We start from the raw sequence: 11,387 nt of genomic DNA, 5'->3' as shown, positions 1-11,387 counted from the left end.
CTTCACAGTTCGGGACTTTCACCCTATAGACTGCAACCATGCTGGGCACACCACAGTAAAAACCCACGATATTCGTGGGTTTTACGTGTTAGAACCTATTTGTTGCCTGGATGGCATGCTGTGTTTCTTCTAGCTTACGAAGTCGCTCTTTTGCGTGTTGAAACTCACTTTTAGCTTCACAAGTATCTTTAACTTCTTGTAATTGTTCCTTCGCATGAAGTAATAAGTTTTGAGCATGCTGAAAACGTTGTGGGTCGTCATTAGCTTGTGACTCGATTATCGCTTGTTGAGCTTCTTCCACTGTCTGTATAAACTGATTTAATAATTCTGCCATCGTTCAGCCTCCTAAAAATAGTAGTGGTACAAGTCCGGCCTCTTGAATACAATTTTAAGACAAGTCTTTTCAAGAGGGGTAAGTGGAATGGGTACACTTTTCAGTTATGTTCTATTAGGTCTTAGTCTTGCCGCACCAATCGGTCCAGTTAATGCAGCACAGTTAGATCGAGGAATAAAATACGGCTTTTTCCACGCGTGGCTCGTTGGGGTTGGAGCTGTTTTAGCAGATGGGGTATATATGTTAATTGTTTACTTAGGTCTTGTGTCATTCATCAATACCCCGTTAATTCAAACATTTCTTTGGCTTTTTGGCTGTTTTGTATTACTCTACACTGGGTTTGAGAGTCTGTTAAGTGCTGGAAAAATCAATATGCAGAATTCAAGAAATCAGGAGCCTACTTATAAAGCTTTTTTTTCTGGTTTTATTATGTCGATTACAAACCCACTAACAATTTTATTCTGGCTTGGAATCTACGGCTCTGTTTTAGCAAAGACTGCATCCACTTCAACCAATAGCGAACTCATTATTTATAGTGCTGCTATTTTTTGTGGATTACTACTTTGGGATGTCACAATGGCCACAATCTCAAGTGGTTTTCGAAAAATCTTAACATCACGTTTATTAGCACTCATATCCATTATTTCTGGCCTATCTCTTATTGGGTTCGGGATATACTTTGGAATTCAAGGTGTAAAGCTATTACTTAGTCATTAAGGTTTCTCAAGTTTTTCGAATAATGTGCTTAAACCTATGGAATCTTTCTTTTTCCAACGAGCATTTTTAACAAAAGCAAAAATTCCGATAATGACAACAAATCCTAGACTAATAAAGAAACCTGGACGAATTTCCTTACTAAATAATGTTCCACTTACTGCAAGTAAAATAAACAACATTCCTAAATAATATTTCAGTTTCCCTACAAATCCAGGCTTTAGCAGTCGATTCGCAGACAGAAGAATGAATAACCAATTATATAAAAGCATTAGCCCAGCACCCGTTGTTATATACTCATAAATGCTATCCGGCATTAATAGTGAAAAGATGATTGATGCAAGCAATCCGGATGTTGTTAAAATGAACGCAGGTAATGGCACCTTTAATTTTCCCCTTTTAGAAAAGATTTTCGGAGCATCTCCGTCCTCTGATAGATTTACTAAAATACTAGTAACTCCATAAAGCGCAGCAACCATCGTGGAAAAACCGCCAATTATCAATGCGCCATTAAATAAATCCGCTAAGATTGGTATATTGTAATTACCAAGTGCAACAACAAATGTGCTCTCTTCTCCTGTAAAAACCTTCTTTGACGCAAGCATTACAGCGAGGCCGATTGAGCCTAAGTAAATAATCGTAAGAAGTAGGAGCATTACTTTTCCCGCCCTCGGTGCATCGTTCTTATATTTAAGCTGCGTTGCCATTAATCCCATTACCTCAATGCCTCCAAATGCATAATAGGCAAAGATCAAAGCAGACCAAAGCCCCAAAATTCCTTTCGGGAAGTAATCTGTAGGTAGCTGTGGATCTCTTGTTCCTTCTATAGTACCTGTAACTGCCAGTACTGCAATTACAATGAACATGAGGATTGCGGAAATTTTGATAAGAGCAAATATATTTTCTAATTTGTTGATCCCACTCGTACCAATTAATAAAATACATAATCCTAATACTCCATAGATTGATGCAAATATCCATAGAGGAACATTCGGAAACCAAAACTTTGTGAAAATGGATAATGCAGTTAACTGACTCCCCATAATAAGTATTTCAGCGCTCCAGTAGATCCAACCAATACTAAATCCAGCCCATTTTCCAAATGCCTTTTTAGCATATGTTCGAAATGTCCCTTTTTCAGGCTTTTGTACAGTCATTTTCGCCAATCCATCATACACAAGATATGTTCCAATAGCAGCTATGATAAATACAAGTAGTACAGAGGGTCCAGCTGTTCGGATTGCAATACTCGACCCCAGAAAAAAACCCGTCCCAATTGTACACCCCACACCAAAAAGAGAGAGTTGCCACCACTTAATTTTTTTCTCACTGTTTTCCTTCGCCATTAACCCTACCTCTTCACCATCTGGAATAAAGAATCTATTCGAACCCACCTAGGAGACTTGATAAAAAACAAGACAAGAATAGTTGCAGCAGCCGAAATAACTGCGACAGAAAAAAGTAAAAAATGTCATATAGGATCCAAATATAGGGCTTTTATATAAAAGCCCTATAAAAAAGCTAACTTCTATTTCTGCAGTAAATTCGTCATTTACATGAATTCAGCAGTTATTGCCCTTATTTATATGCAGCGGAGGAGGCACTAGCCAACCCTTTTCCTTGTTCAAACGTAAAACTTTTGCCCCTAATGTTACCTTTTGATTATGGAATTGACTAAACATCAACGCAACATCCTCACGAATGGATTTTCCGATAACTTGACTGCATAGAACTAATCCAGCTGCAATATCAACTGAGAGACTAGCCGCAATTTCGGGATCATTTATCCGTGCACCTGCAGGGATGTTCTCTAAGCATGCTTCAGGTCTTTCCGGTGGTGCTGGCGGCAAGCCAATGCCGTTTTCTTTTAATAATTCATCTAATTGTTTCTTTTCCTGTTTTGTCATTTCGAGCATTTCTTGTAAAAGTTTTTTTAGATCCTCGTCCCCAGTATGATTCAGCATTGTTTGATATCCTGCCACTTTACCATTTGCAGCTAAAACAGCAGACCATATGTCAAACACTTCTCCATAATGTAAAGGCTCTTCCTTTGGATTACCACTAAGAATTCCCATCGTCAACCTCCTAAAATTATAAACAATTTTATTCATTCTAGTGCCACCCTTCTATAAGTGCACAGAACTAGTATTGGCAATCCAACTGATAAATATTTGAGAAGAAGTAACCAGTCATATCGGTGGTATAGTATCTGCTTTCTCAGGAACATTCGTTATTCTAGTGTTTATTTTACTGGTATTTATATGAAAAATTCAGGTGGAAAAGCTTATTAGGTTAAGTACTTTAATAAATGTAGGTGTACTTGTTGGATTTCGTAGCAGATTAGATCAAGAAGAAAAGGCAGAAGAGCAATCGATTCCAAGCTATTTATATTTGTATTAACCTTATGTATTAAAATATTGATTGTAATTACATCTTTCCGAACTGCTTAATTTTGATTCCGTATAGACAACACCTTACAAGCAGGTGATGCTCCCGCTTTACTTAATTAATACATCCTAATATCCATGGCACCACGGTTTTATACTTTACAAGCATCTCCTGAATTGAAAGAACAGCGAAATATGAAGTAACATCTGTATTTGCGTATAGACAAGCATCGTACACTAAGCTAATATTCAATGTCATTTGAGGTTCTATTCCTTTTTGCATGAGTGCATTTGCTAGTTCCACATATAATTTTTCTCCTTGTTCATCGATCGATCTTTCTACTGAAAATTGCCCCGCCAAGCTCCCCCACCAAACTTGAAAGGATTTGTGAATATCACTATAGTCCTTCAAACTTTCGGCATTCTTCATAAAAAGTTGCTCATAGAAAAATTCCCTTTCCTCACAGAAAATTTCCATATCCTGATTATTAGGCTGGGATATTCGATTAAAAGCTTCATTCCATAAATCCTTAAAATTTACTTCAAACTCTTCTTTAAAAGCCAATTTCGATGGAAAGTACGGAAATTTGTATTTCTCTTCACTGCAATTTTGATTGTAATAAATATTTTGAATGAAAATTAAAAAATTCAAGGTATAGGTTGCTTCTGTTCTCATTAGCAATGAATTCTTCATCTTCTACTCCTTATCCGCTAATATGATAACGATCTCAATTAATTAGCCGGTTACGTTTAAAATGTAGTTGTACTCCCCCACAACTTCTATATTATGCATGTGCTCACCTTCTACGTATCGACCTTTTTATAAATAGTTCCACAAAAAAAGCGTTTATCCTTCTAGTTTCAACGCTTCCTTCAGGACAATAGCTGTTGACTTACATATTTAATCCATTCACCTTTTGTATCTGCTAGTAATGTATTCCAACCTAGATTACGAGCTTCTATGAGATTTTTATCTTGATCGTCGACGAATAATACATTTTCATTGGGAGAAAGATGGGCATTAACCTTAAGGTAAATATCGCGCTGTGGTTTAGAAACTCCCACATCACTAGAAATCGTGATACTTTTTATGTAGTATTCAATAGGTGAGATAATATGGTCTACCCATTCGGTCCGATGATTACTGAGCAAATGAATATTAGCAAACTCACTCCATAACGGGATCATTTCAAGCGCTGGCAAGGGCTTGATCTCTGCTAATAATTTGGTTACAGCATACCTTCTATCAATTGTTGGGAATCTATCAATCAATCTAGTCCAAAACTCTTCTTCTTGAATACTTCCGGTCCATAATACTTCTCGTACTTCCTTTCTGAACGCTACTAGGTCCTCATATGAAACTTTACCTTTTGAAGCTAAGTCCTCCCAATAGATTGGTGAAAAATTAGTGGCAATAACACCAGCAATATCTAAAACTAAGTCTGGTTTTGTACTCATCTTTTAAATCCTCCGAATATATTCTCACTCATTCGAACATCATCAGTCAAAAATAGCAGCCCTTATTTTTTTCATCTATGATGTTCTCAACATACTTCTTTATTTTTTCATTAACAACCTACATTATTATGAAACTAAACAACCCTAGAAGATTATCATTTTCCACTAATCGATCTGGCAATTCTAAAGCCAATATCGTCAATAGAAAAATTAGGCATACTTTTACGTCTGCAGGTAGCACCACATCCACGTTCTTCCTCAGCCCAACTTCCTCCTCGAATAATTCTATATGTACCATAGGTTTCTTCATCGTATAAATCCCAGCACCACTCCCACACATTCCCAAGCATGTCATACAAACCCCATTCATTCGGTTTTTTCTCTCCAACTGGGTGTAATTGTTCATTGGAATTATCCTTGTACCAAGCGATTTCATCAATATTGCCATATCGATAACCGTTCGAAATTGCTTTACACGCATACTGCCACTCAGCTTCAGTTGGCAAACGAAAACCGCTCGATTCATGGTTACAAACAACTTCATTCGTATCCTGATGATATTGATAAAACCTGTCATACCCCAGCTGATCAGAAAGTAAATTACAGAAGTTAACTGCATCTACCCAAGACACATTAACAACGGGCTTACTTGAATCAATCGTGTTGATGAATGATCTCCCAAGAATTCTCCAATAAAGCTCCTCTGTAACTGTAAATTTAGCCAGAAAAAATGGATCTACATCCACACTCCAAATTGTTTCCTTCAAATTTTTTCGAACACCCGGCATCCCTAATTTATAGTTCGAACTCATCCACTTTTGCTCATTCCGATAATCCCGGATGTCAGTTACCCCTCCAGGAATATAGATCATAAGGTCGTTTACGTACTCATTTACGTTGAATACCATTTTCTTCTCCTTGTCTATTCATTAAAATAACTTAATAAACGATCAAAAGAATTGATCTCCCCATAGGGTTTTATGTCAGTATCATTTTCCTTCATATTAGGGTTGAACCATATGCCATTTATATTTGCATTTTGACAACCACCAATATCTAATTCTAAGTTATCCCCAACGAATAATGCGGCTTCTGGTTTCACATTAAGCTTATTTAATGCTAATTCAAATATGCGTCTGTCAGGTTTACTACATCCCACCTCTTCAGAAATAATGATCGTATCAAAAAAGCGATTTAAATTCGTGTTCATTATTTTTGCCTTTTGTCTCTGAGTTGATCCGTTTGTTATAATTGCAACTTTAACATGCTTCTTTATCGTATGTATGATATTTCTCGTAGTTGGGTTTATAGAAAAACAATGAGGAAAATGAAGATTCCAGAAATCTTGAATGGAATCACGTGGCAATCTATTGGTTGGTGGGAATTCATCAAATAATGATTCGAAAACATTTGTTTTATCATTATAGCCGTAGCTTTCACTATCATATTCCTTGAATTTCTTCAGCATTTCGTTTTTATTTGAATATTTAACATCCTCATAACACTTTTCTATAATAATTGAAAACATTTTATCTACTGCCAGATCCCTATTAAGTAGGGTATCATCTAAATCAAAAAGCATTGCTTTATATTCTCTCAAACCAAACCCCTCCCATAATATGACACATGGACATTCGAGTACCAAATCTCTCATTTAATCATTAAATGATTCTTTTAAAAAACTAAAATAAGCAAGAAATTCATTTTCACCTATTGATATACAATCCTTTAAATCTGTCGTTCTTAATACAAACTCTTTAACTCCAATAAATTCTGATTCAGCAATTAAATAAAACTTTGTGCCTTTTTTAAATTCATTGAACTGCATTTTAAGTGTATATACCTTCATTAAATAACCTACCTGACTCGATGATATGCAAACATTATAACTTACGACATAAAATACTTTCTACTAAAAAAGCGTTAATCCTGCTTGGATTAACGCACTTGTCTGTTTTTATACATCTAAAACCTATTCAATTATTCCAATTCTTGCGATTATAGCAATATTAATTAATAAGCCCGAGCAAACCATACCGTATGCTTTGCGTCTTTCCCACAATGAATGCATGAATGCTTTGTTGTTGGTGGGTTAAATGGAATATTGCGGGTTGTAAATTTGGTTTCTTCTTTTACGCTTTCTTCACATGTATCGTCTCCACACCAACCAGCTAAAATCCAGCCAGGAATTGTTCCATTTTGTTCAGATTCTGCGAGATGCTGATTTAACTGTTCCATTGAATCGATATGTGTATGGGAATTCTCCTCACGGAATGCTTTTGCTTTCTCGAATAGACGAGTTTGCATGGTTTCCAGTTCTTTTTCAATGCTTTCAACAATTGATTCAAGAGGTACTGAAACCTTCTCTCCTTCATCACGTGCTTTCATTAAACCTTGATTATTCTCTAAATCACGTGGGCCAAGTTCAATACGAACAGGTACACCTTTTAACTCCCATTCATTAAATTTATAGCCTGGTGATTGGTCTGAATCATCAAGACGTACTCGAATTCCTTTTGCTTTTAAAGCTGCAAAGATCTCATCTAACTTCTCGATAATTGTAGGGTTCTTTTTCCAAGGCCCAACTGGAATCAACACCACTTGAGTTGGTGCGATTTTTGGAGGTAAGACAAGACCTTGTTCATCCCCATGTACCATAATGACCGACCCAATTAAGCGTGTGGACGTGCCCCAAGACGTAGTGTGCACATATGTGTGTTTATTTTCTTTATTTAAATATTTAATATCAAATGCTTCCGCAAATTTTGTACCTAAATAGTGTGAGGTACCTGCTTGTACCGCTTTTCCATCCTGCATCATCGCTTCAATGGAGAATGTATCAACAGCACCAGCAAAGCGCTCAGATGGTGTCTTTTCTCCGTCATAAACTGGAATCGCAAGCAAGCCTTCTACAACTTCTTTATAGATCGCTAGCATTTGCATCGTTTCCTTACGAGCTTCTTCCTCATCCACATGTGCAGTATGACCCTCCTGCCATAAAAATTCAGATGTACGGATGAATGGAAGAGTTTTCTTTTCCCATCGGAATACATTTGCCCATTGATTGATTAACACTGGAAGATCTCGATAGCTCTTAATCCAGTTTGAATACAAATGTCCAATCATTGTTTCTGAAGTAGGACGCAGTGCCAGTCGTTCTTCTAATTGTTCTCCTGCAGCCTCTGTTACCCAAGGAAGTTCTGGTGAGAAGCCTTCAATATGATCCTTTTCCTTTTGGAAGAAGGATTCTGGAATTAACATCGGGAAGTATGCATTACGGTGGCCTGTTTCTTTAAAGCGCTTATCCATTTCTGCTTGAATATGCTCCCATAATTCATAGCCATCCGGCTTAAATGCAATACATCCGCGAACAGGGGTGTAATCCATTAAATCTGCTTTTTGAATCGTATCAATATACCATTTTGTAAAATCATTTGTTTTTTGAGACATCGTCTTTTCCTCCTAAGAAATTCTGTAAAATAAAAAAGCATAAAGAGTCCTAATAAGGACGTCTTTATGCTTGTAGACGTGGTACCACCTTAGTTCGACATATTAAAAAATAGTATGTCCTCTAATCGTTTGTAACGAAACGACTCGGTTAGCTTTTATCTAACATCTCCGTGGTAGGGTTCAATAAGAAGGGGTGATATAGCTTTCAGCCAAGGGCTATATTTTCTGTTTCACAATTCTTATTTACTTGATCACATCATTGATTACATATTGTATAACTTAATATACCAATTTACGAAATGTAATTCAATATATACTGCAATATATGTAGCATATTGTCTCCTGATATCTGGCTATAAATAATTTTCAACCCATTTGCTCTATACTTCTTTCCACGATTGCCACCATTTCTGATTCAGCACCAAGGCTAAAGTTAAAAATAATCCCTTCACCCCCACCAGCACCTATAGCTGAAATGAAAATATGATTATTATGCCCTAATACAGTAAGGCTCAAACTTGTTCTGTTTCCATTTCTCATAAAATATTTATCATAAACTCGAACTGCGATTTTCGTATCCCCAATTGAATAGTTGCTTTCATCTACTAAATTCATAGTTATTCCACTATTACTAATATCACTTTCCAAGCGATTAACTACATCCTCAAATTGACCACTAATTGTCGTCTCATACTTTGCCAAGATTACTCATCCTCCCCCATAAGATCCTAACCCACTCTATTTACAACAGGAAAACTATGTATTTTGCGTTTGCATCAGTTCAAATATTTTCCGAGTTGTGTTAACATTTCGTACGGTTATTTGTTTGTATATCTTTGTTCCAATAATCTTCGACATTCCGCTTTTAGTTACATTTTTCTTGTCAACAGTCCATAGGATAGCACCCGGAACATATTTCACTGTATCAATATTTGGTTTAATGACTAGATTCTCAAGTACAGATTCATTATCAATTTCATCCCACAAAAACATTACATCACATTTCATGTCTTTATCATTTTTCCAAGTCTCAGGAATCTCGTTAATGATAACTCTGACATCATCAGTACTACGAACCATTACTTTAATTTGTAATCCGAAATCATGATGTATTGCTTCTTCCAAAATACGTGATAGTTCAGCTTTTGATTTGTCCTTACTTGAAAAAATAATATTACCTGTATTAATATATGTCACCACATCTGACATCCCAGCTTGTTCAAACGTACCCTTAAGCAACTTCATATCAATTTTATTATTTCCACCAACATTAATCCCTCGTAGAAGAGCAACAAAAACCATAATTCAACAACCTTTCCTAATGAATCTATCATTTTCTTATTAAATGACTTACTTCAACGTTAATAAAATAGTTCTACATAAAATGCGTTAATCCTTCTAGGTTTATCCTCCCTTTAGTGATAATAGGGGGCTTCCTCTTTGATTTTAGTCGAAAACTAAATATATTCAGATAAATTAAAAATGTATATAATTGTAACACGTGCACCTTTTGAAAAGAACCCCAAAATAGAAAACGAGTGATGCTAGGATCACTATTTTTAAATGGAATATTCTTTTTAGGATTAGCTTGGACTCCATATTACTGGATTGCTCTGATTTTTTCTTTTTGCCAAGGTGTATTTGCCATTATTTTCAATATCAATAACACCACTCTGTACCAACAAAGAGTACCTGATCATTTACGTGGCAGAGTTTTCTCAGTTAGAATTTTATTAGCGCAAGCAGGAGTTCCTATTGGGGCTGGCTTAGGAAGTATTATTGCTGAAACCTTTTCCATCTCTATTCTATTTTTAATTTTAGGCTGCCTCATCTGCTTAACAACCATCATTTGCTTTTTAAATCCGATATTCAATAAGCTTAACGATAATCATGTAGCAAAATGGGATGGTTCTGAAATAGAGAATGGACAATAGATTGAAAAGAATAAACCTAAACAAAAAAGGATTGCGTGTTCAGTCATAAGACTAAACTCACAATCCTCGCTATACTGACAGAAAAAGTTAATTTAAGTTTGAAAAAGATACCGATGGTCGGGGTCGAACCGACACTCCTCACGGAACACGATTTTGAGTCGTGCGCGTCTGCCAATTCCGCCACATCGGCAAGCTACAAATATATACACTACACTAAATGCCGAGAACCGGAATCGAACCGGTACGGTAGTCACCTACCGCAGGATTTTAAGTCCTGTGCGTCTGCCAGTTCCGCCACCCCGGCATGTTAAAAATGTATGTACATTTTGTACTATAATTGGAGGCGGCAACCGGATTCGAACCGGTGGTAAAGGTTTTGCAGACCTCTGCCTTACCACTTGGCTATGCCGCCGCTGGAGCGGAAGACGGGATTCGAACCCGCGACCCCCACCTTGGCAAGGTGGTGTTCTACCACTGAACTACTTCCGCAACAATTATTTTTCTGTAAATAAAAAAATGGCTGGGCTAGAAGGATTCGAACCTTCGCAATGACGGAATCAAAATCCGTTGCCTTACCGCTTGGCTATAGCCCATTGAATAATCATCATGAATCCTCATCACTGAATCCGCTTCATACCTTTACATCGCAAGAGGATATTTTGAAATATTTCTGAAGGAAATATTACGAAATATCGTCGACATACAACAAACCATTTAAAACTTAATAATATGTCAACTAGATAAATTTTATATGGGGCGACTGATGGGAATCGAACCCACGAATGTCGGAACCACAATCCGATGCGTTAACCACTTCGCCACAATCGCCATAGATGTAATATATTTTGGCAGGGGCAGTAGGAATCGAACCCACACTGGAGGTTTTGGAGACCTCAGTTCTACCTTTAAACTATGCCCCTATATCATATTATGTGATAATTCATAAAGTAAATGGTGGAGGGGGACGGATTCGAACCGCCGAACCCGGAGGGAGCGGATTTACAGTCCGCCGCGTTTAGCCACTTCGCTACCCCTCCACTATTAAATTAAAAAAATGGTGCCGGCGATAGGAGTCGAACCCACGACCTACTGATTACAAGTCAGTTGCTC

Annotated in this window: 14 protein-coding genes, 8 tRNA genes and 1 other annotated feature; of the genes, 3 read left to right on the top strand and 19 right to left on the bottom strand. The window is 36.9% G+C overall.

The annotated features are described in order from the left end of the window. Positions 1-88: 88 nt before the first annotated feature. Entirely contained in the window at positions 89-334 is a 246-nt protein-coding gene (locus tag MJG50_RS21645) for a hypothetical protein (protein WP_240257852.1), read from the bottom strand. A gap of 87 nt (positions 335-421) precedes the next feature. Between MJG50_RS21645 and MJG50_RS21640 the strand changes: the two genes are divergently transcribed. Next, the gene (locus MJG50_RS21640; RefSeq protein WP_240257851.1) at positions 422-1,051 is read left to right on the top strand and encodes a LysE family transporter; all 630 of its coding nucleotides are present in this window, start codon (positions 422-424) and stop codon (positions 1,049-1,051) included. Here MJG50_RS21640 and MJG50_RS21635 read toward each other — a convergent pair. After that, on the bottom strand, positions 1,048-2,394 hold the full coding sequence (locus MJG50_RS21635; protein WP_240257854.1) for an amino acid permease: 1,347 nt from the start codon (positions 2,392-2,394) through the stop codon (positions 1,048-1,050). The two genes, MJG50_RS21640 and MJG50_RS21635, sit on opposite strands and share 4 nt — an antisense overlap. Before the next feature lie 216 nt (positions 2,395-2,610). Next, positions 2,611-3,123 (bottom strand): DUF3231 family protein, encoded by a 513-nt coding sequence (locus tag MJG50_RS21630; protein ID WP_240257850.1) that lies wholly within the window; start codon positions 3,121-3,123, stop codon positions 2,611-2,613. Between the two features lie 199 nt (positions 3,124-3,322). Here MJG50_RS21630 and MJG50_RS22265 point away from each other — a divergent pair, with 199 nt between their 5' ends. Continuing rightward, positions 3,323-3,448 (top strand): hypothetical protein, encoded by a 126-nt coding sequence (locus tag MJG50_RS22265; protein WP_275695710.1) that lies wholly within the window; start codon positions 3,323-3,325, stop codon positions 3,446-3,448. Between the two features lie 102 nt (positions 3,449-3,550). On the opposite strand, the gene MJG50_RS21625 is transcribed toward MJG50_RS22265, so the two are convergent. The 8 genes from MJG50_RS21625 to MJG50_RS21590 form a co-directional block, all read right to left on the bottom strand. Further along, the gene (locus tag MJG50_RS21625) at positions 3,551-4,129 is read right to left on the bottom strand and encodes a hypothetical protein (RefSeq protein WP_240257849.1); all 579 of its coding nucleotides are present in this window, start codon (positions 4,127-4,129) and stop codon (positions 3,551-3,553) included. A 179-nt stretch (positions 4,130-4,308) separates the two neighbouring features. After that, positions 4,309-4,893 carry an HAD family hydrolase gene (locus MJG50_RS21620; protein ID WP_240257848.1) on the bottom strand — a complete coding sequence of 195 codons (585 nt, stop codon included), beginning with the start codon at positions 4,891-4,893 and terminating at the stop codon, positions 4,309-4,311. A 155-nt stretch (positions 4,894-5,048) separates the two neighbouring features. Beyond that, complete coding sequence (locus MJG50_RS21615; protein WP_240257847.1) at positions 5,049-5,801, bottom strand: formylglycine-generating enzyme family protein; 753 nt, start codon at positions 5,799-5,801, stop codon at positions 5,049-5,051. A gap of 14 nt (positions 5,802-5,815) precedes the next feature. Continuing rightward, a complete protein-coding gene (locus MJG50_RS21610; RefSeq protein ID WP_240257853.1) occupies positions 5,816-6,475 on the bottom strand; it encodes an HAD family hydrolase in 660 nt (219 codons plus the stop codon). A 72-nt stretch (positions 6,476-6,547) separates the two neighbouring features. After that, entirely contained in the window at positions 6,548-6,742 is a 195-nt protein-coding gene (locus MJG50_RS21605) for a hypothetical protein (RefSeq protein ID WP_240257846.1), read from the bottom strand. Positions 6,743-6,906: 164 nt separating this feature from the next. After that, a complete protein-coding gene (gene proS / locus MJG50_RS21600; RefSeq protein WP_240257845.1) occupies positions 6,907-8,343 on the bottom strand; it encodes a proline--tRNA ligase in 1,437 nt (478 codons plus the stop codon). Between the two features lie 51 nt (positions 8,344-8,394). Continuing rightward, positions 8,395-8,612: a binding site (T-box leader), on the bottom strand. A 97-nt stretch (positions 8,613-8,709) separates the two neighbouring features. Beyond that, positions 8,710-9,045, bottom strand: coding sequence for a DUF6054 family protein (locus MJG50_RS21595; RefSeq protein WP_240257844.1), 336 nt, complete (start codon positions 9,043-9,045; stop codon positions 8,710-8,712). A 54-nt stretch (positions 9,046-9,099) separates the two neighbouring features. After that, positions 9,100-9,645, bottom strand: a complete 546-nt coding sequence (locus MJG50_RS21590; protein WP_240257843.1) for a DUF1697 domain-containing protein — start codon at positions 9,643-9,645, stop codon at positions 9,100-9,102. 239 nt (positions 9,646-9,884) lie between these two features. Here MJG50_RS21590 and MJG50_RS21585 point away from each other — a divergent pair, with 239 nt between their 5' ends. Further along, positions 9,885-10,277, top strand: a complete 393-nt coding sequence (locus MJG50_RS21585) for an MFS transporter (protein WP_240257842.1) — start codon at positions 9,885-9,887, stop codon at positions 10,275-10,277. Positions 10,278-10,385: 108 nt separating this feature from the next. Here MJG50_RS21585 and MJG50_RS21580 read toward each other — a convergent pair. The 8 genes from MJG50_RS21580 to MJG50_RS21545 form a co-directional block, all read right to left on the bottom strand. Continuing rightward, positions 10,386-10,467: transfer RNA gene (locus MJG50_RS21580), tRNA-Leu, on the bottom strand. 28 nt (positions 10,468-10,495) lie between these two features. Then, a tRNA-Leu gene (locus MJG50_RS21575) sits at positions 10,496-10,581 on the bottom strand. Between the two features lie 34 nt (positions 10,582-10,615). Continuing rightward, a tRNA-Cys gene (locus MJG50_RS21570) sits at positions 10,616-10,689 on the bottom strand. A gap of 2 nt (positions 10,690-10,691) precedes the next feature. Continuing rightward, positions 10,692-10,766: transfer RNA gene (locus MJG50_RS21565), tRNA-Gly, on the bottom strand. Positions 10,767-10,794: 28 nt separating this feature from the next. Next, a tRNA-Gln gene (locus tag MJG50_RS21560) sits at positions 10,795-10,870 on the bottom strand. 159 nt (positions 10,871-11,029) lie between these two features. Beyond that, positions 11,030-11,105, bottom strand: a tRNA-His gene (locus MJG50_RS21555). An 18-nt stretch (positions 11,106-11,123) separates the two neighbouring features. Further along, positions 11,124-11,197: transfer RNA gene (locus MJG50_RS21550), tRNA-Trp, on the bottom strand. A gap of 32 nt (positions 11,198-11,229) precedes the next feature. Continuing rightward, positions 11,230-11,314: transfer RNA gene (locus tag MJG50_RS21545), tRNA-Tyr, on the bottom strand. Positions 11,315-11,387 lie beyond the last annotated feature (73 nt).

This window comes from Fredinandcohnia quinoae, assembly GCF_022427965.1.
GTDB lineage: Bacteria > Bacillota > Bacilli > Bacillales > Bacillaceae_L > Ferdinandcohnia > Ferdinandcohnia quinoae.
The sequence above is the reverse complement of the archived record's forward strand: the minus strand, read 5'-3'. Positions and strand labels throughout refer to the sequence as shown.